Raw genomic sequence first — 25,776 nt, 5'->3', positions numbered from 1 at the left:
CCTGATCGGGGGGGTTACGCGGCGGGGTGCACGCGGTGGGCGTAGACCTGCTCGATCCAGCCCGCCTTGAAGGCGGCGAGGTCGTCGCGGAAGTTCGCCATCGACGCGCCGTAGGGCGCGACGGCGCCGCCGGACTGGTCCGGGACGGACTGGCAGCCGTGCACCAGCCGACCGCCGAGCGCGGCGTGGGCCTTGATGGACTCGATCCGGCGGTGCTCGTTGAACCAGCCGCCGTGGTAGACCTCGTCGAGCGTTCCGCCCGTCTCGTCGTCCAGGTCGAAGACGACGGAGGTGGCGGCGGGGAAGAACCAGCACGGGCCGACGTTGGAGATGCGCCCGTCCAACTCGACCTTGTTGAGCGCCATGAGCGTGGCGGCCTCGCGCAGCATCCGCAGGTGCTCGGTGGTGATCTGCGGCAGGCCGAGACCGGGCAGGTGCTCCTCGCGGAAGAGGTACGCGTACACCGCGTGGGCGGTGGTCAGAACACGGGCCGGGTCGGAGGTGGATTTACCGTGCTGCTTGATGAAGTCGAGTGCGAGCTGCTCGACCGCGCTCTCGGTCGTCTCGTCCAAGCCGAAAAGCTGGGACTGGACGAGTTCCCAGTCGGCGACGAGCCAGGTGTTCGACTCGAAGCGGAAGAAGTACGCGGCCGGGTCGATCGTCAGGCGTCGACCCTGGACCCGGAGGCCGGGCAGGCGGTCCCAGCGCGGGTCGAACGCCTCGGGCAGTTCGACCGTGATGGCCGTGGTGTCGATGGTGGTCACCTTGTCTCCGTCTCTTGCTCGTCCGGATGTGGGCACAGGGGTGCCCGAACCGGATGCGGACGTACGGAACTTCGGGGAGCCGCCCGGGCCGGGGGGAATCCGAATCCCCTGCACCGTTCCGGCGGCTACTGGATAGTGAACCGGCGGTCACGCTCAGTGGGTACGGTGGAAGGGAGTTGCAGCGGTATACGTGGTTTACAGCTCCGATGCGGAGGCGGTCGTGGCAGCACCGAGGAACCCCAACCCCCTTCTGCGAGACGTCATCGAGGAGGTCGGTTGCACTTATGAGTCCCTCGCCAGAGATGTGCGTCGCGTCGCCGCTGAGAACGGCGAGGTCCTCCAGACCAACAAGTCGGCCGTCTCGCACTGGGTGAACGGCACCCGCACCCCTTCGGGGCGGATGGGTCAGTACCTCGCCGAGGCGCTGTCCCGTCGCGCGGGGCGTGTGATCACCCGGACCGGGATCGGGTTCCGCTCCGGTGAAGTCGACGGGCCGACGGAAGCCGATCCCGTCCTCGCCGCCATCGATCTGGGCCGTGCAGACGTCGAGCGCCGCCGCTTCCTCACCGCCGCCGCCTTCACGACCGCCGGGGTCGCCATGCCTCTTGGCCACGACCACGAGGCGACCGCCCGCATGCTCCGCGCCCGCACCGGCACGTCCCTGGTAGGTGCGGAGGACGTGAACGTCGTACGTCAGATCACCGCAGCGTTCAGCGCTGCCGACGAGCGCCTCGGCGGCGGACACGGCCTGACCACGGTCACCACCTACCTCGCCGACACCGCCGCCCCCATGCTGCGCGGACGATTCCCCAGCGAAGCCGACCGCCGGAAGGCGTTCGGTGCCGTTGCCGAACTCGCCTACCTCGCAGGCTGGAAGCACCACGACCTCGGTCAGGAGGGAGCCGCCCAGCGCTACTACCAAGTCGGCTACCAACTCGCCTGCGAAGCAGACCCCCACGGGCACACCGCCTGGATGATGCGCGCCCTCGCTCATCAAGCACTGAGCCTCAAACAACCCCACCACTGCGTAGACCTCGTCGAGGGCGCCCTGCGACAGGGCCTCGGCCACGTCGACGGCCGCACCGAAGCGCTCCTTCACATCACCCACGCCCGCGCCCACGCCGCCACCCATGAGAACCCGTCAGCCGCCCGTGCCCTGCTCGCCGCCGAAGACGCCCTCCTACGAGACGACGGCCCCCAGCCGGACTACTCCCAGGTAAGCGGCCCTGCGGCCGGAACCGTCGCCAGCCACACCGCCCGCACCCTGACCGACCTCGCCGACCACATCGGCACCGAACAACAGCACCGGGACGCCCTCATCCGCTGGGACCCCGAGAAGTACCAGCGCGTTCACGCCCTGACCCACGCCGACCTAGGCGACAGTCTCGCCGCCCAAGCCCGTGCTGATGAGGCAGTCGCCGCCTGGACCCAGGCCCTCGCCCTGATGGAAGGCATGACCTCCGACCGCACTCGCAAGGCGATCACTTCGATCCGGTCCACCCTCGCTGTCTACCAGCGCCGCCGTGTCCCCGGCGCCACCGATCTCGCCCGTCGCGCCCGCGAGGCCCTCACCTAGCATGCCCGACAACGCGCCCGACGAAGGGAACCCCGTGCCCCAGCAGACCGAAAACCAGCCGAAAACCCTCAAGCCGGCTCTCGGATCGATGACCTTGCTGGTCGCGGCAATCATCGTGCACGACAAGGCCACCCACCGCGTCGTCCTGCTCCAACGCGGAGAGAACGCCAAGTTCGCTCCGGGCCTGTGGGACCTGCCCGTCGGCAAGAGCGACCCCGGCGAAGCCATCACAAGGACCGCGGTCCGCGAGCTCTACGAGGAGACCGGCCTCACGGTGGAACCCGAGTCCCTCAAAGTCGCCCACGTCATCCACGGAGCCTGGGGCGTCGAGGCCCCGAACGGTTTCCTCACCGTCGTCTTCGCCACCCACGAATGGACTGGCGAACCCGAAAACCGCGAACCTCGCAAACACGCCCAAGTTCGCTGGGTAGACATCGACGCCGTCCCGGAGCAGTTCGTGGCCACCACGGCCAGCGCCCTGCACCGCTACCTAGTCGGAGGCCCAGAGGTGTCGCTCGACGGCTGGGAGTAGTTCCACTACCACTACCTGGTGGTCCCCCGCCCGCATCCGTCCTCCTTCTCCTCGTGCTTCCGCTGGGACCCCTCTCGGGTGGGGGCACCGCTGCACCGCCACCAGGCGGGAGACGGCGGTCCAGCCGAGTGCGGCGGTCGCCGTCACGGCCAGGAGGAAGGACACCGCCGCGGTGCGGGTGGCCCGCTCCGCGGTCCCGGGCAGGGCCAGTGCCGCCTTGCGCAGGTGGGCGAGCGTCGTCATGCCCCCACCGTGGCACGGCGCGCTGCCGGCGGCCCGGTGCGGGCGGCCGTCAGCGCGGTCCGCGGTCGATCGCCCCGGCCGTCTTCACGGCCGTCGTGCCGTCCACCCGCGCGGACTGGACCGGGCCGAACAGCAGCCCCAGGGAGAGCAGCAGCGCCAGCGAGGAGGCGATGGCCGTCCTCTTGACGTGCGAAGCGGCAACAGCGGTCACCGGTGCTCCTCAACAGCTCGCTTCCACCGGCCCGTTCGGGGATTCGTCGGGCCCTCCGCGCCGCACCGCGGCACACGGGAGGCTAGGGCGGGAGGACACCCGGGGTCAACGAACGTGGGCCGACTCTCAGCGAGATGAGCGCACTCACATCCGGCGCCCGGCGCGAGCGGTCCCGTCGGCGGAACGGAGCACGCGCCCCGCGCCGGTGGGCCGTCCGGGAACGAACGGGTCGTCCGCCCCGCGCATGGGCGAGCGGGTGCCCACGGCCGGTTCGCCGTGGGCACCCGCTCGGGGTCGTGCGCTGCTACCGGCTACTGCGGCGGCGCCTGCTGATGCCGTAGGCGAGTCCGCCCACGAGCAGGAGACCCGCGGCGACCGAGGCCGCGAGGAGCACGGTGGTGCCGGTCCTGGCCAGGATGCCCGAGGAGGCCGGAGCGGGGGATTCCGGGTGGTCGGGGTCGTCCGGAGCACCGGGGGTGCCGGTAGAGCCCGGAGTGGTGCCGGGCGGGACCTGGACCGTGGCGGTGGCCTCGGACGAGGTGACGTCCTCGCCGCCGGCCTTGCCGCCCGCGGTCGCGGTGTTGACGACCTTCCCCCGCTCGACGTCCTCGGCGGTGATGGTGTGCGGCTCGGCCTCGCACCTCATCTCCTCGCCCGGGTCCAGGCGGCTCTTCGGGCAGGTCACGGCACCGGCGGTGGGGTCGTCCACGATGATGTCGGTCACCGTCATCGGCCCCTCGTTGGTGACCGTGAACCCCCAGTCGATGCGGTCGCCCGCATCCGTCCGGTCGTTCTCGTTCACGTCCGTGACCTCGGCGGTCTTGGCGAGACCGAGTTCGCCCTTGCCGTCGGACGGCACGATCACCGTGGACGGCGGGGAGACCGGCGGCTCGCCGGACGGCGGGGTGCCCGTGCCGGTCGCGGTGTTCTCGATCGATCCGGCGTCCACGTCGGCCTGGGTCACCGTGTACGTCGCCGTACACGTCACCGAAGCACCCGGCACCAGCGAGGCCGCACCGCTCGGGCAGGTGACCGGGCTCAGCTCACCGGCACCCGTGAACTCGCCCTCGTCCACCTTCACGTCCTTCAGCGTGACGTTGCCGGTGTTCGTGACCACGAAGCCGTAGTCGATCTCCTCACCGAGCACGAGCTTGCCCGGGTTCTCCGACTCCGCGGTCTTGACGACCGTCAGCGCGGGCTCCGGGGTCTGCGGAACCTCCACCGTCGAGGGCGGTGACACGGGAGGCTCGCCCCGGGGCGGCACGCCGGAAGCCGTCGCCGTGTTGCTCACCGAACCCGCGTCCACGTCCGCCTGCGTCACCGTGTACGTCGCCGTACACGTCACCGAAGCACCCGGCGCCAACGCGGCCGCACCCGCCGGACACACCACCGGACCCAACCCACCGGACCCGGTGAACTCGCGCTCGACGACCTCCACGTCCTCCAGGGTCACATTCCCGGTGTTGGTGACCACGAAGAGGTAGTCGACCTCCCCGCCCACGACCAGTTCGTCCTCCTCACCGGTGGTGGCGGACTTGACGACGGAGATGCCGGGGTCGTCCTCCGTGGTCACCGTGGTCTCGGACGGCGGCGACACCGGGGGCTCGCCCCGGGGCGGCACACCGGTCGCGGTCGCCGAGTTGCTCACCGAACCCGCGTCCACGTCCGCCTGCGTCACCGTGTACGTCGCCGTACACGTCACCGAAGCACCCGGCGCCAACGCGGCCGCACCCGCCGGACACACCACCGGACCCAACCCACCGGACCCGGTGAACTCGCCCTCACCCACCTCCACATCCTCCAAGGTCACGTTCCCGGTGTTGGTGACCACGAAGCCGTACGTGACCTCCTCACCCGCAACCAACTCATCCACAGACGACGACTTCACCACCGACAACGCCGGATCGTCATCCGTGCTCACCGTCACCTCCGACGGCGGCGACACCGGAGGCTCGCCCCGGGGCGGCACACCGGTCGCGGTCGCCGAGTTGCTCACCGAACCCGCGTCCACGTCCGCCTGCGTCACCGTGTACGTCGCCGTACACGTCACCGAAGCACCCGGCGCCAACGCGGCCGCACCCGCCGGACACACCACCGGACCCAACCCACCGGACCCGGTGAACTCGCCCTCACCCACCTCCACATCCTCCAAGGTCACGTTCCCCGTGTTCGTGACCACGAAGCCGTACGTGACCTCCTCACCCGCAACCAACTCATCCACAGACGACGACTTCACCACCGACAACGCCGGATCGTCATCCGTGCTCACCGTCACCTCCGACGGCGGCGACACCGGAGGCGTGCCGGACGGCGGAGTGCCGGTGGCGGTGGCCGTGTTCCGTACCGAGCCGGCGTCCACGTCGGCCTGGGTGACGGTGTACGTCGCCGTGCACCTCACCGACTCGCCCGGGAGCAGGGAACCGGCACCGGCCGGGCAGACCACCGGACCCAGTTCACCGCTCCCGGTGAACTCGCCCTCACCCACCTCCACATCCTCCAAGGTCACGTTGCCGGTGTTGGTGACCCGGAAGCCGTAGGTGATCTCCTCACCCGCGACCAACTCGTCCGTCGAGGCCGACTTGACCACCGTCAGCGCGGGGGCCGGCGGGGAGGGGACCGTCACCTCGGACGGCGGCGACACCGGCGGCGTGCCGGACGGCGGGGTGCCGGTGGCGGTCGCCGAGTTCGTGATCTCACCGGCGTCCACATCGGCCTGGGTGACCGTGTAGGTGGCCGTGCAGGTCACCGAGGTGCCGGGGGCCAGCGAGGCGGCACCGGCCGGGCAGAGCACCGGACCCAGTTCACCGCTCCCGGTGAACTCGCCCTCGTCCACCGCCACGTCCGTCAAGGTCACGTTCCCGGTGTTGGTGACGACGAAGTTGTACGTGATCTCCTCGTCCAGGACGAGTTCGTCCGGCTGACCGGTGGTGGCGGACTTGACCACGGTCAGCGACGGTTCGGCGTCGACGCCGACGGTCGCCGTGTCCGGCTCCGACACCGTCGGATCGGTGGCGCCCGACGGGGTTCCGTGCGCGGTCGCGGTGTTCTCGATGGAGCCCGCGTCCAGGTCGGCCTGCGTCACCGTGTAGACGGCGGTGCAGGTCAGCGTCCCACCCACGGCCAGCGGACCCGCCGGGCACTCGACCGTCGGGGACGAGGCGCCCGAGAAGTCGGTCTCCGTGACGCCCGGCTCCGTCAGCTCCACGTTCCCGGTGTTGGTCAGCTCGAACGAGTACGTCACCCGCTCGCCGACCGCGCTCACCGTGGCCGGATCGGCCGTCTTCTCCACCGTCAGGCCCGGCTCGACGGCGCAGATCTCGGCCTCGTCCTGGTTGTTGTTCGCCACCGGGTCCTGTTCGTTGGCCAGGACGGTGGCGGTGTTGGTGACGCATCCCGTCATCGTGGCCGGAGTGTTCGCCGTGATCGTGATGGTGTTCTCGGCGCCCGCCAGCGTACGGCCGCCGACGCAGGTCACCGTGGTGCCCGAGACCGTGCAACCCGGCGTCGGACTGGCCACGTCGGTCAGCGGCGCCGGCACGGTGTCCGTCACCGTGTAGCCGCTGGAGTTGCCGGGACCGTTGTTCTTGACCTTCAGCGTGTACGTCACCGGGGAACCCGGCTCGACCGCCCCGGGCCCGGTCTTCACGATCGACAGGTCGGTCGGCAGGCCGGGGGACGAGGCGCCGTCGTTGTTGCTGCTCGCCGGGCCGGAGGAGGCCGAGACCAGGGTGAAGGTCGGGTTCGCCGGTGTGTTGACCTTCACCTGGGTCACCAGCCCGGTGACGTTGTTGGAGAGGCCGATGTTGCCGTTGCCGAAGGTCCACGCCCCGCCGTACCCGTGGGTGAGCGTCAGGAAGGGCACGGGGTGGAAGCTGACCGGCTTGGTGGCGGCCGGGTTGAGGAAGTCGACCCGGACTATCTGTCCGTTGTCGGTGGCTCCCCAGAAGTATCCGTCCGCGTAGGTGAGGTCGCCGGTGTTGGGGGCGGCGGACAGGTTCAGCGTCGTGGACCCGCCCGTGGTGGCGTCGATCCGGCGGGCCGTGGTGGAGCCCGTGGTACCGGTGTAGAGGTAGCCGTCGGGCGCGAAGGCGGCCAGGTTCGCCCCTCCGGGCAGGTTCGGGGCGCCCACCCGGGAGAGGGCACCGCCCTGCCCGATCCGGATCAACGATCCGGTCGGGAAGGCGGCGTTCCCGATGGCGCTGATCCCGTACAGGTAGTTGTCCGCCGTGTTGTAGCTGATGCCGTTGTAGGTGATGGGGGACGCCGCCCCCTCCGGTTGGAAGGTGATGCTGCCGGAGGCGCCGGCGAGCGCCTTGTAGAGGCGGGTCGGGGTCTCCTGGGCGACGAAGACCGTCGGGTCGGCGGGGTCGAACGCGTCACCCGGTGCGGCGTACGACTGCGGTGCGGACAGGAGCGGGGTCCAGAAGGTGCCGCCCACGATCAACAAGGCCGTGAACAGCAGCCCCCAGAGCGAGCGGACCCGCCGCCTTCTGTGCCGCACGCTGCGGCGATCCATCCTGGTCATTCAGCACCTTCCGGATTCTGTTGCGGTACGCCGCGATCGGGTACCGGGACCCGTGGAGCCCTCTTCTGACGGGGCGTCCGGACCGGGAGCCGGTCACCGGCGGACCGGGACTTCAGCGAGGGGTTCGCCCGTGCGGGCACCGCATCGATCGACGTCCGCCGGGACCACGGAGGTCCGGCGCGACCGTCCGTCGGAGCCGCCGGTCCGGGAGCCCGGCCCGGCGGACCGGTCCGGTGCCCGGGGAACGGAACGCGACCGGGCACGACGGAAGACCCGCCCCCGGTTCGCCCGCAGCGGTGCGCGAGCACCACCCCCACCTGTCCATCCCGCCCTCTCCCCTCCCGCCGCGGTCCGGCACGCGCCCCGCACGGGGCCCTCACGCGCGCACCGGGTTGGGCTGTGGAACAGCCCACCTCGATTGATGAGTAAAGCATCTATAAGTGTTATTTCAAGGGATAAAAGCGACTCCAGACGGCGTGTCACCATATGGAAGGGCATAACGCCGGTGTCCGGGCCGATCCTGCTCCCCCCGCGTCCGGTGCCGGCCGCGGGGGGAGTTCACGACGGTGCTCCGCACACGGGCGGACGGGGACGCCGGGGCACGGGACGGCGGCTGACCGGTCGTCACGGGCGGACGGGGCAACGGGCGGACGGGGGACGGGGCCCCGTCCCCTCATCCCGGCGGCGGCCCGAAGAAGGGGTAGCCGTCGGTGGCGTCCGCGGGGGCGGGGCGGACGGCGAAGACGGTGGTGTCGTCGGCGAGGTGGTTGCCGCCGTGGCGGAGGGTGGCGTCGCGGACGAAGGCCACCAGCCGTTCGGGTTCGGCCACCCCGGGGTCCTCGGCGAGGGCGACGGCGACGGCGGCGACGAGGGGGAAGAACTCGCCCTGGGCGTCGCGGGCTTCGGTGACCCCGTCGGTGACCAGGAGCAGGGTGTCCCCGGCGGCCGGCCAGATCCGTTGCAGCGGTGCCGGCCCTTCGGAGAGGTCGCCGAGGCCGAGCGGGAGGCCGTCGCCGGGCGGGAGTTCGCGGACGCCGGACGGTCCGACGAGCAGCGGGGGCTGGTGGCCGAAGTTGACGAGGACGACGGGGCCGTGGGGTGCGGTGCGGGGCGGGAAGCCGAGCAGGACGCCGGTGGCGAAGCGGTCGGAGTCGTCCCGTCCGACCTGGGCGCAGTAGAAGCCGTGCCGCAGCATCCGGGCGTCCAGGCGGCGGGCGACGGTGGTCAGGTCGGACTCGTAGTAGCCGGACTCCCGGAAGGAGCTGAGCAGCACCGCGGCCCCGTCGACCGCGCCGAGGCCCTTGCCCTGGACGTCGCCGATGAGGACCCGGGTGCCGTAGGGGCTGGGTTGGATGTCGTAGAAGTCGCCGCCGACCTTCGCGACGCTGTCGGCGGCGAGGTACACCGCGGCGTGGTCGAGCCCGCCCCAGTACGGGGGGAGCGGGCGCAGCACGGTGCGGCGGGTGGTTTCGGCGACGTCCCGCATGTGCAGGGCGCGGCGTTCGTTGCGCAGCCGGACCCAGGACACGGCGACGGCGAGCACCCCGCCCGCGGCGACCAGGATGAAGTCGGGCAGGCCGGTCTGGTACTGCTGCGGCCAGGTGGTGTCCATGGCGACGTAGGCGAGCACGGACAGCAGGGCGAAGAGGGCGGTGGTCCACACGCCGCACAGGGCGGCGGCGATGCCGGGGACCAGCACGATCCAGGAGATCACCCGGAGTTCGCCGGAGGTGTTCAGGTCGAACGCCACCAGGGCGACCAGCAGGGCCAGCGGCGGCAGCCAGGACACGCTGTGCCCGCGCACGCGCAGCAGGGACTGCCTCCCGTCGCCGGCGGACGGCACCGGTGCGTCGGGGCCGTCCGGCGGGACGGGCGGGGTGAGCTCGGGCGGGGGCATGGGACGCGGACCCGGGCGGGCCTCAGTCCTCGTTCACGTAGGTGTGGTAGTACACGGTGGCTCCGACGCCGAAGGCCACCGCGAGGGCGATGCCGCTGGAGCGCAGCACGGAGTGGCCGGTCTGGCTGTAGCAGAAGCCGAAGGCGAGGCCGGCGAAGACGGCCCAGGCCAGGGCGCGGGGGCCGGCGCGCAGGGCGGGTGCGGCGCGGTGCAGGCCGAAGGCGACGGCGGCGAAGAGGATGCCGCTGACGAAGCCGAGCAGGATGTTCCAGCCGGTGACCTGGTAGCCGGCGGCGTCCCGGCTGATCCCGGCGATCCAGAAGCCGTAGACGATGCCGGCGAGGACCGGTATCCAGGTGCCGCTGGCCCGGGGGTCGATCGTGGCGCGCGGGGCCCGGTGGCGTCCGGCGGCGGTGCGCGGGGTGCCGGGGGTCCGGGGGGCGCCCGGTGCGGGGGCCGCATGGGTCATGGGACCGCTCCTCTCTCGCGGAGTCTCGCGGGACGGTGCGCTGACCGCGTGCGCGGCGGCACGGGTTCCCGCGGTGGCGGGGCGGTGCCCGGCGGGTCCCGCCGGGGCCCGGTCCGGGCGGGCCGGGAGCCGTGCGGGGCCGTCCGTCCACCTCCAGGGCACACCCCGCGCGGGGGCTCAGCAACTCGTGCCGGGGGCCGCCACCCACCCTGGTCGATCATGAGTTCGAAGAAATCTTGCCGAAAGCGATGAGTTTTCGTTTCCGGCCCGGTCTTCATCTCGACCCGTGGAGCACGGACCATGGAACGACAGAACGAAACGCCACAAGGCGTAGTGAACCATTCCAAGATCGACATATCACGCGAGGCGAACATGAGCAGCGGAAAGGGCGGGCGGACGGCGGCGCGGCCGGGTGCCCCGGCGATCGAGACCGCGGGTCTGGTGAAGACCTTCGGCGACAACCGCGCGGTCGACGGGGTCGACCTGACCGTCCCCACCGGCACGGTGTACGGCGTCCTCGGACCCAACGGCGCGGGCAAGACCACCACCGTGAAGATGCTGGCGACCCTGCTGCGGCCGGACGGCGGCGAGGCCCGGGTGTTCGGGCACGACGTCGTGCACGAGGCCGACGCGGTCCGCTCGCGGGTGAGCCTGACCGGGCAGTACGCCTCGGTGGACGAGGACCTCACCGGCACCGAGAACCTCGTCCTGCTCGCCCGGCTCACCGGGCACGGCCGCAGGGCCTCCTACGAGCGGGCCGAGCAGTTGCTCACCGCGTTCGGGCTGGCCGAGGCGGCCGACCGGCAGGTCAAGGCGTACTCCGGCGGCATGCGCCGGCGCATCGACATCGCCGCCTCCATCCTGAACACCCCCGACCTGCTGTTCCTGGACGAACCCACCACCGGGCTCGACCCGCGCAGCCGCAACCAGGTCTGGGACATCGTGCGGGCCGTGGTGGCCCAGGGCACCACCGTCCTGCTGACCACCCAGTACCTGGACGAGGCCGACCGGCTGGCCTCCCGGATCGCCGTGATCGACAAGGGCCGGGTGATCGCCGAGGGCACCAAGGGCGAGCTGAAGGCGTCGGTGGGCGCGGGCGCGGTGCACGTCCGACTGCGCGACGCCCACCGGGGCGAGCAGGCCCGCGAGCTGCTCGCCCGGGTGCTGGACGCGCCGGTGGACCTGGAGCCCGACCCGGTGGCGCTCACCGCGCGGATCGGCCGGGACGGCTCCTTCGACGGGCCGGACCCGGCCGCCCAGGCGTCCCGGGCCCTCGCCGAACTCTCCGCGGCCGGGATCACCGTCGACAACTTCGCCCTCGGCCAGCCCAGCCTGGACGAGGTCTTCCTCGCCCTCACCGACCGCCCCGCCACGGACGCCACGGCCGCGGACGCCACCGCGGGCACCGCCGCCGCGGGCACTGCCGCCGCGAAGGAGACCAGCGCATGAGCACCGTGACCACCGCCCAGGACGCCCAGGACCTCACCCCGGTCCGCACCGACTCGCTCGCGGAACTGCTGGTGGCCCGGGAGCGCCCGCGCCGGCCCGGGCCGCTGGCGGCCTCGCTGACCTTCGGCTGGCGCGCCATGCTGAAGATCAAGCACGTTCCCGAACAGTTGTTCGATGTGACGGCGTTCCCGATCATGCTGATCCTGATGTACACGTACCTGTTCGGCGGCGCCCTCGCCGGCTCGCCCCGCGAGTACGTCCAGTACCTGCTGCCCGGCATGCTCGTGATGTCCATCGTCATGATCACGATGTACACCGGCGTCGCCATCAACACCGACATCGACAAGGGCGTCTTCGACCGCTTCCGCACCCTGTCCCTGTGGCGCCCCGCCGCCATGGTCGGCTACCTGCTCGGCGACATGGTCCGCTACCTCATCGCCTCCGTCGTGATGATCACCGTCGGCCTGATCATGGGCTTCCGCCCGGACGGCGGCTTCCTCGGCGTGCTCGCCGGCGTCGCCCTGCTGATCGTGTTCTCGTTCGCGGTCTCCTGGGTGTGGACGATGTTCGGGCTGCTGCTGCGCACCGAGAAGTCCGTGATGGGCGTCAGCATGATGGTGATCTTCCCGCTGACCTTCCTCAGCGACATCTTCGTCAAGCCCGAGACCATGCCCGGCTGGCTCCAGGCGTTCGTCAACCACAACCCCATCACCCACGTCGCCACCGCCGTGCGCGCCCTGATGGCCGGCGAGTGGCCCGCCGCCGAACTCGGCTGGGCGCTCGGCTGGTCCGCGCTCCTCGTCGTCGTCTTCGGCACCCTCACCATGCGCATGTACAACCGCAATTAGGGCCGCCCCCGCCCCCCGGCGCGCGTCGGGGCGTCGGGGCGTCGGGGACATTGACCGGCACACCCGGCGCGCCCCCGCCACCCGGTGCGCGCCGCTCGGGTGCACCGGCACCCGAACACCCCCGCCCGGCTCGCGGCCGGCCCCCGCGCACCGTTCGGTGGAACCGTGTCCGCCACCAAGCCCGGCGTGCTCCGCCGCACGGCCTCCGCGGTGCTGCTGCTCGCCGCCTGCGCGCTGCTGCCCGCCGCGACCGTCGCCGCCTGGGCCCGCACCGAGCTGGCCGACGCCGACGCGTACACCGCCGCCATGGCACCGCTCGCCAGCGAACCGGGCGTGCAGGACGCCCTGGCCGACGCCCTCACCGACGCCGTCGTCCGCCAGGTCGACCGCGGCACCCTCCCGGAGGGCACCGTCCGGGTCTTCGTCCGGGACGCGGTCGGCTCCTTCACCGCCACCGACGCCTACCGGGGCGGCTGGAACACCGCCAACCGCGCCACCCACGACGTGGTGATGCACGCCGTCCGCCGACCCCACGGCGAGCGGGTCACCATCGACCTGACCTCCGTCACCGAACGGGTCAAACAGAGCCTCGTCGACGACGGGGTGGTCTTCGCCCGGCGCATCCCCGTCCAACCGACGGTCGTCACCGTCCTCCCCGGCGAGGACCCGCAGCGGCTCCGCAAGGGGGTCCACATGCTCGAACTGGCCGGCCTCTGGCTACCCGTCGGCTCCGTCCTGCTCGCCCTCGGCGGCATCCTGCTGGCCACCGCCCGCCGGCGGGCGGTCACCGCGACTGCCCTCGGCGTCGCCGCGGCGGCCGGCGCACTCGCCGCCGCCATCGCCGTCTGCCGCGCGGTGACCCTCGACGACCTGCCCCCGCACGTGTCCCGCGCCGCGGCCGGCGCGGTCTTCGACGCCCTGACCGGTTCGCTGCGCACCGCGGCCCTGGTGATCCTCGTCCTCGGTCTCCTGGTGGGCCTCGCCGGCTGGATCGCCGGCCGGTTCGCCGGAGTGCGCGGCGCCCGCGCCGGCGCCCCCACCCCGCCCGAGCCCACCAGCGCCTGGACGGTGACCGCGTGCGCGCCCGGTACGCCGGTGCTCGCCGCGGAGTCCGCGCCCCGCGCCCACCGGCCACCCGTCCGTGCAACCGCCACGGACCCGGCCCCGTCCTACCAGGAGTGCCCCGGACGCCCGGAGGACACAGGACACGCAGGGGAAACCGCCGCCGCGGTGGACGCCGCGGACCCCGCCGGAACCTGACCGGCGACCGGCCCGGCACACGGAACGGGCCGCACGGCCGGAAGGGTGATCGGAACGACCATGACCACGCCCACGACACCCGCACGGACCGAGGACGCCGGCCCCCTCGCTGACGACGCCCCGCCCGGCCCCGGCGGCCGGCGCCCCGGACGCCTGCGGGCCCGGCTCGCCGGACTGCTGCTGCTCGGAGTCAGCACCGTCCTGGGCTTCCGGCTCGCGGACAGCGACGGCATCACCCCCGTCCCGCAACTCCTCGCGTTCCTGCCCTGGCTGCTGGCCCCCGCCGCACTGGCCCTGCTGCTCGCCGCGTTCGCCCGTTGGCGGTTCGGGATGCTCTGGGGCGTCCTCGCGCTGGGCCTCGTCGCCTGGTACACCGAGCCCCACGGCAAGACCTCCGAGCCCTCCGGCCCGGCCCTCGCCGAACTCCGGGTGATGACCTCCAACGTCGAGCACGGCGGCGCCACCGAGGCCCTGACCCGGGCGATCGCCCGGGAACGCCCCGACCTGGTGTTCGTCCAGGAGTGCGACCCCACCTGCCTGGCCCGGCTGGACGCGCGGCTCGGCACCGACTACCCGCACCGCTCGGCGGTCGAGGAGTACGGCGCCGCGGGCTCCGCGATCCTCAGCCGCACCCCGCTGGAGGCCACCGTGGGCCTCCCGGCCAGCACCCTGGGCATGCCGGGCGCCGTGATCGAGGTGAAGGGCCACCGCATCCGCCTCCAACTCGCCCACCCCATGCCGCCGATGCCCGGGGACCTGGGCACCTGGCGCCGCGAGCTCAACATGCTGCACGGCGCCGCCACAGCCCCGATCGGCGGGGTGGACTTCGGCCCGATGATCATGGCCGGGGACTTCAACGCCACCCAGGACCATGCCGCCTTCCGCCGCCTCCTCGACACCGGCCTGCGCGACGCCGCCCACCTCGCCGACGCCTCCCGCACCGCCACCTGGCCGGCGTCCACCGCCCCGCTGTTCGGCGCGCACATCGACCACGTCCTGGTCTCCCGCGACTTCCACGCCCAAGCCGCCCGCTCCCTGGACCTCGGCGACACCGACCACCGCACCGTCGTCGTCGACCTCACGCTGCACGAGGTGGCGCGGCGCTGAGCGGCACGGCAGGCACCGGAAGCGGCCGGAAGCGGCCCACCCGTTGCGGCGATAGGCCCCGCCGGTTCCCCACGGATCGCTAAACTGGCGCCGATTTCCTACGGGTAGGAGGCCGCGGATTCGCTTCCCCGCCCGTTCTTCCAGCAGTGCACGGCGCCACTGCGGTGGCTCGCACGGGGGTGTTGGCGAGCGTGGGGTACACGATTCCCGAAGGCGTGGACACGATGCTCGACGTCGTGGGGGTCGGCTGGCCGAACGTCGACGAGGACGCCTACCGTGACATGGCGGGAGCACTACGGGAGTTCGCCGACGACGCCGACGAGGACGCCGGCGCCGCACACGGACACGTCCAACGGTTGCTGTCCTCGGGTCAGAGCGAGTCGCTGACGGCGCTGGACGGACACTGGAAGAAGGTCCAGGGCGGCAACAAGGACCTCGCGGCTGCCGCCCGGCTCGTCGCGGACGCCTTGGACCGGGTCGCCGATCTCATCGTCGCCCGGAAGATCGCCGCTGTCGCCGAACTCGCCGATCTCTGCGCGACGGTGGGCATCGCGCTGGCCGCCGCACCGTTCACCATGGGACTGACCTCGCTGTTGGCCGGCGGGAAGATCGTCGCGACCCGGATCGCCTTCAAGCGGATACTCCAGGAGATGGCGGAGGCCGCGGTCGCGGAAATCACCGCCGTACTCGCCCAACCTGCGGTGGCCGCACTGGAGAACATCATCACGGACCTGGCCATTCACACCGTGATGAACGTGACCGGCCAGCCGAGCGGCGCCGACACGGGCCAGGCACCACAGGGAAGCGGGGAGGGACTGCGACTCAACAGCGCCCCGGGTACCGCGGGACCGACAGGCCCGGTCGGCGGCAAGGGCCTGGACATCGACCACGACGCCCACACCAACACCGGCGGCAAACTCGCCACCGTCCAGGCGTCGATGAACAGCCGCGCCGCCAGCAAGATCGGCAGGGCCAGGGGTCACCACGGCCGCGCCAAGGGCAAGGACTCCCTCACCGCCGTCCTGGACAGCACCATCGACGGCGTCGTCGAGAAGCTCACCAAGAGCCACAGCCACATCGGCAACCACATCGGCAAGGACCTCCCCGACGCCATCGGCCAAGGCTCCAAGATCCACAAGAACACGGACCTCGACATCGACGGTCGCATCAAGCGGATCGACCAGGGGAGCGGGAAGGGCAGCGGCGGAGGCCGAGGTGATGACGGAGGGGGCGGCAGCGGCTCCGGTCCGGGACCTCAGGGCCGTCCGCTGGACCCTCAACCGGGCTGGCACGGCCAGAGCGCCGGCAAGATGAAGCACCACCGCCGTGAGGCTCTGGACGTCAACCACCTCACGCCGGAGCAGCAGCGGGACGCCCTCGTCCGGGAGACCCGTCAACTCGCTGACGACGCCAGGGACCAACCGGTGGGAAACAATCCTCCGGGGCAGGACCGACTGAAGACGGCGTGCGCCGGCGGCCTGCTCCACGACGGAACGCTGACGACACATTCAAGCTCCACGCAACGGCACGGCCAGAAGTTCCTCGACAACCACCCCGCGCTTCAAGATGTGGTGGACACGGCTGGTCGGGACATCGAAGCGTCCGGCGGCCTGAAAGGAGCCGGCCACGGGAAATGCGCCGAGATCGCTCTCATATCCGACCGGCTCCGCCACCTGGAAGCGCGGGACGGCATACCGATTCAATCCCCGGAAGACATCCGTCGAGCCATGGATGGGTCTTTCGTCTACTCTCTTCAGATCGGGGACCAACCGGGCCGGAACGGGCACATCCAACACGGCGACTACAAGGAACCCTGTCGGTCATGCTCTGTGATCCTTCTCCGGGTCGGCGTGACGGCGTACAAGTAGAGCGAGAGCAGAATGCCCAGACTGACAACACCTGCGGAGATCGACGCCTGGCTGGCTGAAGGGGGATGGCACGCGGGACGGGACATCGGTGAGCAAGCGGCGCGCGAGGCCATGGAGGCCGTGATCGACGACTACCGGGCAGAGGGCGTCGACATCGCACCGTCCGCGGCCGCGGTCGCCTTCGTCCGCGAGCACGCCTTCATCAAGGTACTCAAGCAGGCGAATCCTGATGACTATGCGGACTTCACCCCGATCCTCGCCTTCAAGGGGCAAGGGGAGGACATCGACGAACTTTCCCGGAGCCTGGGTGCCGCACTCTTTCCCGTCGGCTGGGACACTTATGAAGGAGGAACCATTCTCATTGATGAACACGGTCGATTCTTCTATGTCCACTGGAGCGGGAACCACTACCTCGGAACGGGAAAATATGAGGCCCTCATCGGTTTGATGACCGATAGTTTCCAGGACGCGGAGGACTACTTTGTCTGAGCTCATTCCCGGCGTGGCGGCATCGCTCCTCGTGCACGGCAGGATCTTCAGCCACACGAGCATCGTCGGCGACGAGCAACCCCGCCTGCACCCCGCCGTCAGGGAGTTCTTCGACGCGCTCCCCGTGGACGAGCGCGAGTCCTTCCTGGGGTACTGTGCCGAATCCACCTTGATCTCGGACCAGTTGTGGGGAGCGGACCGGGAGCGGAACGACGGCGGAACGACATCGCTCGACGAAGCAGCCGCGCATCTCAGCGGGTCAGCCCTCGTCGCCCGGAAGATCCGCGGCCAGGGCGACCCCGAGCACGGTACGCCGGCCCTGGTGTGCCGCTCGTGTTCGGCGTTGCTCGCCCGGCTCGGCGTCGATGTCCTCGACGCATGATTCCGGGACGGGAGGCACTGGCCGCCGCCGGCTGGTACGAGGGGCGTGACGTGGGAGTCCGCGCACAACTGGCCGCGCTCAAGGCCCTCACACTCGTCGAACCGGTGGTCGGTGGAGCCGAGTGGACGTTGTTCCCCGCCGCCGAGCGAGCGCTGCGGGAGTTCCACGATCTGCACCTGCCTCCAGCCGGATCCGGTAGAGACGTCGCCGCCACGGGGTGCGTCGTGGACCCCGTGGCGGCACGGCACGCACTGCGCCCGTTCGCCCGGCTCGGCAGAACCACGGGCAGCCGGCTGTTCCCGTTCGGCCGCACGGAGACCGGGGCACTCCTGGCGGTCGACGAGGCGGAGCGCCTGTTCTCCGTCAACCACGGGGGCGCCTGGCACCACGGCGAGACGGTACGGGAGGGTCTGATCGCCCTCGTGGAGGGGCACCACCCACACCGCGTCCAACCGCTGCGCTGGACCTGGGCCACCAGCCCGGCAGGACGGCAGAACCCCCTGGTGCACCTGGTTCGTACCGCACTGGTGGCCGTGTACGTGCTCCACCACCACCGGGTGTTCAGCGTCCGCGAACTGGCGCTGACGGTGACCACACTCCGCGGCGTCGGACTCCCCGTCCTGGAGGACCGGGTCGTCCCCCTCCCCGGCGGGAGCCTCGACGGCAGTGAAGCCCCGCTCGTGGCAGCGCTGGAGGGACTGACCAGCACGCTGTCCGTCGACAGCCGCAGCACGGAGACCAAGCTGGCCCTGACGTCCCCGCAGGGCACGGCCGACCCCTTCTCCTCGGTGTCCTGCACGGTCCGCTCGGGCTTCTCCGCCGCATCTCCCGAAGACGTGGAGCTGGCGCTCCTCGCGGGCGCGGGCGCCTCGTTCGGCAACGCCCTGAGCGTCGTCGCCAGCTGCGCGCAGGACCTCGCCGACTACACCCGACGTTCCCCGTCCGGTCCTGTTGACGGCACTCGCTGACCCCAGGGAACGAGGGGGGCAGTGCACGGACCACGGACAACAACGCGAAAGGCTCCGACCCCCGGAGGGGCGGAGCCTTCGACGTGGAGCGCTGGGCAGGCCTTGCACCTGCATCCCCCCACGGGAAGTGGGGTGTCTTTCCTTGGACCACCAACGCGCGCCTCCCGACCGGTTGTTCCGGCCGCGAGCACATGATCACTATACCGCTCTTCGGACCGGTCGCGCACACTCCGAGCGGGGCGCCGACAGATCCTCGGGGTGCGGGGCGGATCCCCACCAGGAGGAGCGCTTCCGGGCCCACGCCCTCGCCCCGGGGTCCGGAGGGCCCCGCGCCCCCACCGCCGACGGAAACCCGCTGGGCGGCTCCCCGGGCCCCGTGTGAGGCTGGCGTCATGGGCGTGCGCACGGGAGTCATCGGGCTGGGCATGGGGCGGTACCTGGCGCACTGGGGTCGCCGGGTCGGGCTGGACGTGGTCGCGCTCTGCGACCGGGACCCCCTGCGGCGGGAGGAGGCCGCGGCCGAGTTCCCGGCGGCGAGGACGACGGAGCGGTGGGAGGACCTGCTGGACCGATCGCTGGACGCGGTGGTCCTGGCCAACGACTTCGACGCCCACGCACCCCTGGCCGTGGCGTTCCTGGAGCGGGGCGTGCACGTGCTCTCCGAATCCGCCGCCTGCGCCGACGAGGCGGAGGGTCGACGACTCATCGCGGCGGCCGACCGTTCCACCGCCACCTACTCGTTCGCCGAGAACTACGTCCTCCACCCGCACGTGCGACTTGTCCGCGCCGCCGCGGAGAAGGGCGAGTTGGGCCGGCTCTCCCTGGTCGAGGCCGACTACCTGCACGGCATGGCGCCCGAGCAGATCACCGAATTGATCGGCGACCCGGGGCACTGGCGCGGCCGGATCTCCCCCACCGCCTACTGCACGCACACCCTCTCCCCGGTCCTCGCGCTGACCGGCGCCCGCCCGGTGGAGGTCTCGGCGTTCACCGTCGACGCCCACGACCCGCGCAGCGCAGTGGTGATGACCGTACGGCTCTCCACCGGCGCCCTGGCCGTCACCCGGCACGGCTTCCTCCAGGGCGAACCCGACAGCCACTGGAGCTGGTTCTCCGCCCGCGGCACCCACGGCCTCGCCGAGTCCCTCCGCGCCCCCGGTGACCGTGCCTGGTCCGTGCGGGTCCGTGCCGAAGGCTGGACCCGCCCCGACGGCACCACCCGCGACGAGGAACGCGTCCCGCCGCAGGTCGAGTGGGACGGCATCCCGGTCGAACGCGGCGCCGAGGGAACGGTGTTGCTCCTGCGCGCCTTCAGGGAGACCGTCGAGCACGGCGCCCCGCCCCCGGTCCCGGTGCGCGAGGCGGTCGCCGCCTCCCTCGTCGGCGTGGCCGGGGCCCGGTCCCTGGCGGAGGGCTCCCGGCCGGTGCCGGTGCCCGACGTGTGGGAGTGACCGGGGCGGAGGGCTCCGGCACGGCTCGGTGGGAGATCGGATTCAGCGGACAAGCGCGCGAGCGAGCGCCGAAGCTCTCCCACGGGTCACATGCCGAGCTCAGCCACCTGGTCACCGCCCGCCCAGGGCCCGCGAGCCGCGCAGCGACCGGGCCACGGTCACGGCGGTCGTACCGCCCCCGACGACCATGAGCACCACCCCGACCTTCGTCAGGGTGACCACGGGTGTCTCCACCCCGTCCGTGAACAGGAACAGGCCGAGGCCGACCAGGAAGGTGACGACGCCCTCCCCCAGGTGCCTGAACGACTTCACGTCTGCACGCCCTCTCTACCCCGCACGGGTGGACGCGGGACCACCGCCCCGCCTCCGGACACGGCTCCCAGCGTAGGAACTCCTGGACGCCCTCCTCCTCGTCGCGCAGGACGAACCGCAGTACACCGTTCGACGGATCGGGATCCGGCCGGCCGTCCTCCCCCGGGCCGGAAACGCCACTTCCCGCGCGGGCGATCGGCCACGCACGCGGGTGGTCCACCCCTCCCCCACCCGTCCACCGGTGGACCCGCCCGCCTCCCCCGAACCGTCGACCGCCCCCGGTGGTCCGATGCCGGGGTCGGCCGGCATCCCGGTGGGCGGTGTCGTGGCGGGCCGGTCCAACCGGGTTTCCCCCTACTTCACCCCCACAGGGTGCCGCGGGCGGTCCGCCCTTGTCATTGGCACCCGGTGACCGACTTCTTGCCGCAGAGTGAACCCCGGACACCGTCACCACCCCCACCACACGGCGACGGTGGGCGCGGTGCACCCCCTCCGCCGGGGAGGGACGCACCGCGACCGCCGTCGTCCCGCCGGACCGGAGAGGACCCGCCCATGTCCCGGACACCGCCACCCCTGCCGACCCGTCCGTACAGCAACGCGCACCTCCCCGCGCCCGAACGCTTCTGCCACTGGAAGGAGTTGCTGGACCACACCCACGCGCCCATGGACCTGCGCAGCGACCACGCCGACGACTTCCTGGTACGCCAACGCGCCATCGTCCTCGGCGAGTCGATGGTGTGGCCCGCCGCCTTCCCGCCGGTCACCTTCCTCCGCACGGACCGGCTCATCCGGCAGTCCGACCCGGAGAGCTACCACCTGACCCTGACCCTGCGCGGCGGTGGAGTGGCCGACTGGCGCCACCGGACCCTGCGGGCGGGCCCCGGCACCCTCCACACCAACGACTCCTCCCGCCCGGTCGAGATCCGCACCGCCACGGAGCCGGGCCGCCGCATCCTGATGATCGGCGTCGAGGTACCGAAGACGAGCCTCCCCCTGCCCCGCCGCATCGCCGACCGCGCCATCGGGCTGCCCATACCGGACGACCACGGCACCGGCGCCCTCCTGGCGCACTTCCTGCGCCAACTCGTGCGCACCCACACCGAGTACCGGCTCACGGACGGACCCCGACTCGGGGCGGTGCTCACCGACCTGACGGCCGCCGCCCTGGCCCACGCCCTGGAGGAGAACCGGGCGCTCCCCGCGCACACCCGACGGAACACCACCGTCCTGCGGATCAGGGCCTTCATCCAACAGCACCTGGACGACCCCGCCCTCTCCCCGCCCCTGATCGCCGCCGCGCACCACATCTCCACCAGCTACCTGCACCGCCTCTTCCGCCGGGAGGGCGTCACCGTCGCCGCACTCATCCGACGCCAACGCCTGGAACGCGCCCGCGCCGAACTCGCCGACCCGCACCGGGCCGGCCGACCCGTCCACGCCATCGCGGCACGTTGGTGCATGACGGCCACCGACTTCAGCCGCTCCTTCCGCGCCGCCTACGGCATGCCCCCGGGCGAGTACCGCCGGCTCCAGCAGCACCCCACCCCGCTCCCCGACCGCAGCTGATGAAAGACTGCGACATGTCCCGCCAGCTGCGCTTCTTCTTCTCCTACGGCGTCGACACGCCCCTGTGGCCCGACGACGCCGACTTCGACAGCCCCTACGGCTACCCCTGCGACCCGGCGCTGCTACCCGTCACCGAGGCCACCGCCCACGCGTTGACGCACCTCGCCGACCGGTACCAGTCCTCACTGGACTGGGACGACCCCGGCGGCCCCTCCCCCTGGACCACGGACCGGTGGCGGTCCTTCCAGCAGGAGTCCGACGCGGCCCTGCACGCGCTCCGCACCGACCTGGGCGCCGGCTGGACGGTGACCGACCGCAGGACCTGAGGGCCCCGGCAGCCCCCCGCACGATCGACGCTTGACCCTCACACCGTGTGAGGCGCTCGACTCGGAGACATCATGTTCACCATCGGAGACTTCGCCCGGCACGGCCGCGTGTCGGTCCGGATGCTGCGCCACTACGACGCCACCGGACTGCTGCGCCCGGCCCACGTCGACCCCGCCACCGGCTACCGCCACTACACCGCCGCCCAACTCGCGCGCCTCAACCGCGTCATCGCGCTCAAGGACCTCGGCTTCACCCTCCACCAGGTCCGGGAGATCCTGGACGAGGAGGTCACCACCGAGGAACTCCGCGCCATGCTCCGGCTGCGCCGCGCCGAACTGGAGGCGACCATGGCGGCCACCGCCGCTCGACTGGTCCAGGTCGAGGCGAGGCTCCACTCCATCGAGAGCGAGGGGCGCATGCCCAGCAACGACGTCGTCGTGAAGAGCCTGCCGCGGATACGCGTGGCCGAACTCACTGGCGTGGCCGCCGACTTCGACTCCGTCGACGCGGTCATCCAACCGCTGTACGAGGAACTGTGCCGCCGCCTCGAAGCGGCCGGCATCCCCCTGACCGGCCCCGGGATCACCACCTACGAGGACACCCCGGACGGCCGCGTCCTCATCCACGCCGCGATCACCGTCGCCGCGCCCCTCGGGGAGGACGACGGCATGCGCGTCCTGGACCTGCCACCCGTGGAGCGGGCCGCGACCATCGTGCACCGCGGCGCCCCGAACGCCGTCCTGCCCGCCATCCAGACCCTGGGCCGCTGGATCGAGGCCCACGGCCACCGCTCGGCGGGCTACCCCCGGGAGGTGACCCTCGAATGCCCCGAGAACCGCGACGAGTGGGTCACCGAACTCCAGGAATCCCTGCTGGCCGGGGAGTGACGAAAAGCCCCCGCCCGGCGCACCAGGCCGGTCGGGGGCTCACCACGTACGTTCCCAGGGCGGGACCTCAGCCCCGCTCCACCACGGCGAACGCGAGGAACCTGGTCCAACCCTCGGCCCCGAACACCAGGGCCGCGCCGGCCGGGACCTTGCTGTCGCGCACGGGGACGACGCCGGGCAGGCCCTCGCCAACCTCGACGCAGTTGCCGCCGTTGGTGCTGCTGTACGTCGACGCCCGCCAGGTCACGGGAAGCTCACTCGCACTGATCACGGCGTCACACCTGCTGATCCACGACGAAGCCCACGAACGAAGCCCAGCCCCCGGCCCCGAACACCAGGGCAGCGCCGGCCGGAACCTTGCTGTCGCGCACCGGGACGACGCCCGGCAGACCATCGCCCACCTCGACGCACGCCCCACCGTTGGGGCTGCTGTACGTCGAAGCCCGCCAGGTCACAGCAAGCTCACTCGCACTGATCATGCGCTCAGTCCTTTCAGATGCCTGCCGATCAAGTCGGCGGACTCGTCCGGCGGAAGGGCCACGGCTCGGAGCAGATCATAGGCATGGGCAGCGCTTGCAACCTCTGCCGGGTCTGTCACTGCCCACCCCTGTGAGAAGCCATCTGAGTAGAGGATGTCCCCGCCTTCATCGAACCCAAGGAGGGCGAAGGGGCCACAGAGTCCCGGGTGCACTGCCGTGTCCTTGGGAATCACCTGGATGACTGTCCGCGGTGACTCCCCTGCCGTCAACAGCTTCTCCAACTGGCCGCGCATGACTTCCTCGCCGCCGACTTGCCGGAGCAGCACGTATTCGTCAACAACGAACCAGGCCCTTGGCGGAAGGTCTCGTTCGAACACTTGCTGTCGCGACATGCGCGCCGCCACCAAGTCCTCAAGATTGTCCGGCCTCCCGGCAGCGAGCATGGCCCTGGCGTAGCCCTCTGTCTGGAGCAGACCGTGAACAATCTGACCCTCAAAGCTCCGGAAGCTCACCGCCTCCCGCTCCAACTCCACGTACGGCAGGAACCAACTCGGGTACGCGTACCGGATCACCAACGGGTAGAGCCGGACGAAGTGGCCGCCCGTCCGGAGGGCGTGGTCGAGCCCCTCGGCCAACTCACGGGACGGGACGCGCTTGGCGCGCTCCACGTAACTGATCATGGCCTGGGTGGCCAGCGCCTTGGCGGCGAGCGTGGCCTGACTCATGCCCCGTTCGGTGCGCAACCGCAACACTTCCGCTCCGAAGAATGCGAGGAGTGAAGTCGTGGGGTCGGGTTCGACCTTCTCAACTGTCATGCCCTCAACGCCCCTTGATAAATCGCCCGTTGTTATTCCATCGACCCTGTTCAGCGTAGGCGCGGAGCGCGACGCTTGCGGTACACACGGTGAAAGAACAAACAGCGCGACGGAAGGGCCGGGGCCGTTCGATGACCCGTTCGGTGATCAAGCACGTGACGTACGAACTCCACGCTGACCTGGGCGCGGAGGAGGAGTACGAGGCGCGGTGCGTATGGGGCGAGGAGGTGGAGTGCGGCGCCGAGTCGGGGCCGCGACACTCACCCGAAGAGGTGACGGCGTGGATGATCCGGCACACCTCCGGAACCCGCCACAACCGGTACCGGCGGACCCGGTCGGACTACCAGTTCTGGCAGCCCACCGAGCACGTTCCGGCGCCCGCGCCGGTGGTCGCCCCGGGCCCCGCGCGGGTCACCCGGGCGCGGCCGTGACGGCGGCCGTCCCGGCCGCGGGCCCCGGCTGGGTGCGGGACAGGTGCTGGCTGTACTGCGGTCGCGAGGGGCTGCCCGTCCAGTGGATCGGGCCCGTCCGCGTACCGCTCGGCGAGGCACCGATGTTCGCCTGCGCCGCCTGCCTGGACCAGCTCGCCGCCCTCGCCGAACGGGCCATCGGCGAGGCGGACCGCGCCGCCCTCGTCCCGCGCTGACCGCCCGCGCCCCCCTCTCCCCCCGTCCCCTCCTCCCGTCTCCTCCCCCTCACCGCACCGCACCGTCCGGAGGTTCCCCGTGTCCGTGAAGCCGACGTCCTGCCCGTCGCCGTCCGTCCTCCCCAGCACCCGGCGTACCGGCCCGGCCCCGTGCGATCCCCGGTCCGAGCCGGGCTTCGAGGTCGCACTGTCACGTGCCACCCGGCCGGCCGGGGTGGACCGGGTGTGGCCGGGCCTGCTCCGGCGGGCGGGGAACGCCTGCCTGGACGAGTGGGGCGTACGCGGGGCCGAGGCGGCCCGCGACGACTTCGGCCTCCTGCTGACCGAACTCGTCACCAACGGCTTCCAGCACGGACACGGCCCCACCGTGCGGGTACGGGTCTGGCGGACCGGACGCCACCTGGGCATCGAGGTGGCCGGCAGCGGCCCGGCGGGCACGTCGCCGGCCACCGCCGACCCTGCCGACCCCCTCGCCGAGAGCGGACGCGGCCTGCACCTCGTCGGCGCCTTCGCCGACACCTGGGGCGTGAGCCCGGACCGCACCGCGACCTGGTGCCTGCTGCCCTTGGGGTAGGCCGCGACGAGATCTGTTCCCCGGCCGGACCCCCTCAGCTCACGTGGGGCTCAGGTCAGCCGGATTCCTTCTGGAGGACCCAGTCGCGGCTCCCACACACTGTGTGCTGGCTCCGCGAAGAATCGAGGTAG

The 25,776-nt window shown here is 71.7% G+C and carries 27 protein-coding genes; 17 read left to right on the top strand and 10 right to left on the bottom strand.

Going from position 1 to position 25,776, the window contains the following annotated elements:
• Window positions 1–14: 14 nt before the first annotated feature.
• Entirely contained in the window at window positions 15–764 is a 750-nt protein-coding gene (locus ABT092_RS02955; RefSeq protein WP_351239086.1) for a hypothetical protein, read from the bottom strand.
• Window positions 765–984: 220 nt separating this feature from the next.
• Here ABT092_RS02955 and ABT092_RS02950 point away from each other — a divergent pair, with 220 nt between their 5' ends.
• Together ABT092_RS02950 and ABT092_RS02945 are read left to right on the top strand one after the other, a co-directional pair.
• Complete coding sequence (locus ABT092_RS02950) at window positions 985–2,340, top strand: NsdA family TPR-like regulatory protein (protein ID WP_351239084.1); 1,356 nt, start codon at window positions 985–987, stop codon at window positions 2,338–2,340.
• A gap of 1 nt (window position 2,341) precedes the next feature.
• Complete coding sequence (locus tag ABT092_RS02945) at window positions 2,342–2,872, top strand: NUDIX domain-containing protein (RefSeq protein ID WP_351239082.1); 531 nt, start codon at window positions 2,342–2,344, stop codon at window positions 2,870–2,872.
• On the opposite strand, the gene ABT092_RS02940 is transcribed toward ABT092_RS02945, so the two are convergent.
• The 5 genes from ABT092_RS02940 to ABT092_RS02920 form a co-directional block, all read right to left on the bottom strand.
• Window positions 2,831–3,115 (bottom strand): hypothetical protein, encoded by a 285-nt coding sequence (locus tag ABT092_RS02940; RefSeq protein ID WP_351239080.1) that lies wholly within the window; start codon window positions 3,113–3,115, stop codon window positions 2,831–2,833. The two genes, ABT092_RS02945 and ABT092_RS02940, sit on opposite strands and share 42 nt — an antisense overlap.
• A 49-nt stretch (window positions 3,116–3,164) precedes the next feature.
• Complete coding sequence (locus tag ABT092_RS02935) at window positions 3,165–3,326, bottom strand: hypothetical protein (protein WP_351239078.1); 162 nt, start codon at window positions 3,324–3,326, stop codon at window positions 3,165–3,167.
• A 304-nt stretch (window positions 3,327–3,630) separates the two neighbouring features.
• The gene (locus ABT092_RS02930) at window positions 3,631–7,851 is read right to left on the bottom strand and encodes a CLIPPER-2 domain-containing protein (protein ID WP_351239076.1); all 4,221 of its coding nucleotides are present in this window, start codon (window positions 7,849–7,851) and stop codon (window positions 3,631–3,633) included.
• 673 nt (window positions 7,852–8,524) lie between these two features.
• Window positions 8,525–9,748 carry a PP2C family protein-serine/threonine phosphatase gene (locus ABT092_RS02925; protein WP_351239074.1) on the bottom strand — a complete coding sequence of 408 codons (1,224 nt, stop codon included), beginning with the start codon at window positions 9,746–9,748 and terminating at the stop codon, window positions 8,525–8,527.
• Between the two features lie 22 nt (window positions 9,749–9,770).
• A complete protein-coding gene (locus ABT092_RS02920) occupies window positions 9,771–10,217 on the bottom strand; it encodes a hypothetical protein (RefSeq protein WP_351239072.1) in 447 nt (148 codons plus the stop codon).
• 372 nt (window positions 10,218–10,589) lie between these two features.
• Between ABT092_RS02920 and ABT092_RS02915 the strand changes: the two genes are divergently transcribed.
• From ABT092_RS02915 to ABT092_RS02875, 9 genes are all read left to right on the top strand, one after another.
• Complete coding sequence (locus ABT092_RS02915) at window positions 10,590–11,666, top strand: ATP-binding cassette domain-containing protein (RefSeq protein WP_351239070.1); 1,077 nt, start codon at window positions 10,590–10,592, stop codon at window positions 11,664–11,666.
• The gene (locus ABT092_RS02910; RefSeq protein WP_351239068.1) at window positions 11,663–12,514 is read left to right on the top strand and encodes an ABC transporter permease; all 852 of its coding nucleotides are present in this window, start codon (window positions 11,663–11,665) and stop codon (window positions 12,512–12,514) included. The genes ABT092_RS02915 and ABT092_RS02910 overlap by 4 nt, the downstream gene beginning before the upstream one ends.
• 165 nt (window positions 12,515–12,679) lie before the next feature.
• Window positions 12,680–13,774 (top strand): hypothetical protein, encoded by a 1,095-nt coding sequence (locus ABT092_RS02905; RefSeq protein WP_351239066.1) that lies wholly within the window; start codon window positions 12,680–12,682, stop codon window positions 13,772–13,774.
• 60 nt (window positions 13,775–13,834) lie between these two features.
• Window positions 13,835–14,881 (top strand): endonuclease/exonuclease/phosphatase family protein, encoded by a 1,047-nt coding sequence (locus tag ABT092_RS02900; protein ID WP_351239064.1) that lies wholly within the window; start codon window positions 13,835–13,837, stop codon window positions 14,879–14,881.
• 224 nt (window positions 14,882–15,105) lie between these two features.
• A complete protein-coding gene (locus tag ABT092_RS02895; RefSeq protein ID WP_351239277.1) occupies window positions 15,106–16,749 on the top strand; it encodes a YwqJ-related putative deaminase in 1,644 nt (547 codons plus the stop codon).
• Between the two features lie 12 nt (window positions 16,750–16,761).
• Window positions 16,762–17,238, top strand: coding sequence for an SUKH-3 domain-containing protein (locus ABT092_RS02890; protein WP_351239062.1), 477 nt, complete (start codon window positions 16,762–16,764; stop codon window positions 17,236–17,238).
• A 13-nt stretch (window positions 17,239–17,251) separates the two neighbouring features.
• Window positions 17,252–17,620, top strand: a complete 369-nt coding sequence (locus tag ABT092_RS02885) for a YwqJ-related putative deaminase (protein WP_351239060.1) — start codon at window positions 17,252–17,254, stop codon at window positions 17,618–17,620.
• Entirely contained in the window at window positions 17,617–18,588 is a 972-nt protein-coding gene (locus tag ABT092_RS02880) for an SUKH-3 domain-containing protein (protein WP_351239058.1), read from the top strand. Before ABT092_RS02885 ends, ABT092_RS02880 begins: the two co-directional genes overlap by 4 nt.
• A gap of 392 nt (window positions 18,589–18,980) precedes the next feature.
• Entirely contained in the window at window positions 18,981–20,039 is a 1,059-nt protein-coding gene (locus tag ABT092_RS02875) for a Gfo/Idh/MocA family protein (RefSeq protein WP_351239056.1), read from the top strand.
• A gap of 111 nt (window positions 20,040–20,150) precedes the next feature.
• Here the strand turns inward: ABT092_RS02875 and ABT092_RS02870 are convergent, their stop codons facing one another.
• The gene (locus tag ABT092_RS02870; protein ID WP_351239054.1) at window positions 20,151–20,351 is read right to left on the bottom strand and encodes a DUF5708 family protein; all 201 of its coding nucleotides are present in this window, start codon (window positions 20,349–20,351) and stop codon (window positions 20,151–20,153) included.
• 552 nt (window positions 20,352–20,903) lie between these two features.
• Here ABT092_RS02870 and ABT092_RS02865 point away from each other — a divergent pair.
• The 3 genes from ABT092_RS02865 (at window position 20,904) to ABT092_RS02855 (ending at window position 23,131) form a co-directional block, all read left to right on the top strand.
• The gene (locus ABT092_RS02865; protein ID WP_351239052.1) at window positions 20,904–21,917 is read left to right on the top strand and encodes an AraC-like ligand-binding domain-containing protein; all 1,014 of its coding nucleotides are present in this window, start codon (window positions 20,904–20,906) and stop codon (window positions 21,915–21,917) included.
• A 14-nt stretch (window positions 21,918–21,931) separates the two neighbouring features.
• A complete protein-coding gene (locus ABT092_RS02860) occupies window positions 21,932–22,243 on the top strand; it encodes an immunity protein CdiI family protein (protein ID WP_351239050.1) in 312 nt (103 codons plus the stop codon).
• Between the two features lie 72 nt (window positions 22,244–22,315).
• A complete protein-coding gene (locus ABT092_RS02855) occupies window positions 22,316–23,131 on the top strand; it encodes a MerR family transcriptional regulator (protein WP_351239048.1) in 816 nt (271 codons plus the stop codon).
• Between the two features lie 67 nt (window positions 23,132–23,198).
• Here the strand turns inward: ABT092_RS02855 and ABT092_RS02850 are convergent, their stop codons facing one another.
• From ABT092_RS02850 to ABT092_RS02840, 3 genes are read right to left on the bottom strand one after another with little or no spacing between them, the layout of a single operon-like run.
• On the bottom strand, window positions 23,199–23,402 hold the full coding sequence (locus ABT092_RS02850; protein ID WP_351239046.1) for a DUF397 domain-containing protein: 204 nt from the start codon (window positions 23,400–23,402) through the stop codon (window positions 23,199–23,201).
• 4 nt (window positions 23,403–23,406) lie between these two features.
• Window positions 23,407–23,610 (bottom strand): DUF397 domain-containing protein, encoded by a 204-nt coding sequence (locus tag ABT092_RS02845; protein ID WP_351239044.1) that lies wholly within the window; start codon window positions 23,608–23,610, stop codon window positions 23,407–23,409.
• Entirely contained in the window at window positions 23,607–24,425 is an 819-nt protein-coding gene (locus ABT092_RS02840) for a helix-turn-helix domain-containing protein (protein WP_351239042.1), read from the bottom strand. Before ABT092_RS02840 ends, ABT092_RS02845 begins: the two co-directional genes overlap by 4 nt.
• 131 nt (window positions 24,426–24,556) lie before the next feature.
• On the opposite strand from ABT092_RS02840, the gene ABT092_RS02835 reads away from it, so the two are divergent.
• The 3 genes from ABT092_RS02835 to ABT092_RS02825 all read left to right on the top strand — a co-directional run bounded on the left by ABT092_RS02835 (window position 24,557) and on the right by ABT092_RS02825 (window position 25,645).
• Complete coding sequence (locus tag ABT092_RS02835) at window positions 24,557–24,856, top strand: DUF7848 domain-containing protein (protein ID WP_351239040.1); 300 nt, start codon at window positions 24,557–24,559, stop codon at window positions 24,854–24,856.
• Complete coding sequence (locus ABT092_RS02830) at window positions 24,853–25,071, top strand: hypothetical protein (RefSeq protein WP_351239038.1); 219 nt, start codon at window positions 24,853–24,855, stop codon at window positions 25,069–25,071. The genes ABT092_RS02835 and ABT092_RS02830 overlap by 4 nt, the downstream gene beginning before the upstream one ends.
• Window positions 25,072–25,150: 79 nt before the next feature.
• The gene (locus tag ABT092_RS02825) at window positions 25,151–25,645 is read left to right on the top strand and encodes an ATP-binding protein (RefSeq protein ID WP_351239036.1); all 495 of its coding nucleotides are present in this window, start codon (window positions 25,151–25,153) and stop codon (window positions 25,643–25,645) included.
• The last annotated feature ends 131 nt before the right edge of the window (window positions 25,646–25,776 follow it).

It is taken from the genome of Streptomyces sp. NPDC002490 (assembly GCF_040296045.1).
In the GTDB taxonomy this organism is placed as follows: Bacteria; Actinomycetota; Actinomycetes; order Streptomycetales; family Streptomycetaceae; genus Streptomyces.
This window is presented reverse-complemented; position numbering and strand designations above follow the sequence as displayed.

Coding starts and splice junctions, on each gene's coding strand:
- ABT092_RS02925 (WP_351239074.1), bottom strand. CDS start 9,748: ATGCCCCCGCCCGAGCTCACCCCGCCCGTCCCGCCGGACGGCCCCGAC.
- ABT092_RS02865 (WP_351239052.1), top strand. CDS start 20,904: ATGTCCCGGACACCGCCACCCCTGCCGACCCGTCCGTACAGCAACGCG.
- ABT092_RS02840 (WP_351239042.1), bottom strand. CDS start 24,425: ATGACAGTTGAGAAGGTCGAACCCGACCCCACGACTTCACTCCTCGCA.
- ABT092_RS02895 (WP_351239277.1), top strand. CDS start 15,106: ATGCTCGACGTCGTGGGGGTCGGCTGGCCGAACGTCGACGAGGACGCC.
- ABT092_RS02915 (WP_351239070.1), top strand. CDS start 10,590: ATGAGCAGCGGAAAGGGCGGGCGGACGGCGGCGCGGCCGGGTGCCCCG.
- ABT092_RS02890 (WP_351239062.1), top strand. CDS start 16,762: ATGCCCAGACTGACAACACCTGCGGAGATCGACGCCTGGCTGGCTGAA.
- ABT092_RS02835 (WP_351239040.1), top strand. CDS start 24,557: ATGACCCGTTCGGTGATCAAGCACGTGACGTACGAACTCCACGCTGAC.
- ABT092_RS02860 (WP_351239050.1), top strand. CDS start 21,932: ATGTCCCGCCAGCTGCGCTTCTTCTTCTCCTACGGCGTCGACACGCCC.
- ABT092_RS02910 (WP_351239068.1), top strand. CDS start 11,663: ATGAGCACCGTGACCACCGCCCAGGACGCCCAGGACCTCACCCCGGTC.
- ABT092_RS02920 (WP_351239072.1), bottom strand. CDS start 10,217: ATGACCCATGCGGCCCCCGCACCGGGCGCCCCCCGGACCCCCGGCACC.
- ABT092_RS02940 (WP_351239080.1), bottom strand. CDS start 3,115: ATGACGACGCTCGCCCACCTGCGCAAGGCGGCACTGGCCCTGCCCGGG.
- ABT092_RS02945 (WP_351239082.1), top strand. CDS start 2,342: ATGCCCGACAACGCGCCCGACGAAGGGAACCCCGTGCCCCAGCAGACC.
- ABT092_RS02875 (WP_351239056.1), top strand. CDS start 18,981: ATGGGCGTGCGCACGGGAGTCATCGGGCTGGGCATGGGGCGGTACCTG.
- ABT092_RS02930 (WP_351239076.1), bottom strand. CDS start 7,851: ATGACCAGGATGGATCGCCGCAGCGTGCGGCACAGAAGGCGGCGGGTC.
- ABT092_RS02880 (WP_351239058.1), top strand. CDS start 17,617: ATGATTCCGGGACGGGAGGCACTGGCCGCCGCCGGCTGGTACGAGGGG.
- ABT092_RS02845 (WP_351239044.1), bottom strand. CDS start 23,610: ATGATCAGTGCGAGTGAGCTTGCTGTGACCTGGCGGGCTTCGACGTAC.
- ABT092_RS02855 (WP_351239048.1), top strand. CDS start 22,316: ATGTTCACCATCGGAGACTTCGCCCGGCACGGCCGCGTGTCGGTCCGG.
- ABT092_RS02900 (WP_351239064.1), top strand. CDS start 13,835: ATGACCACGCCCACGACACCCGCACGGACCGAGGACGCCGGCCCCCTC.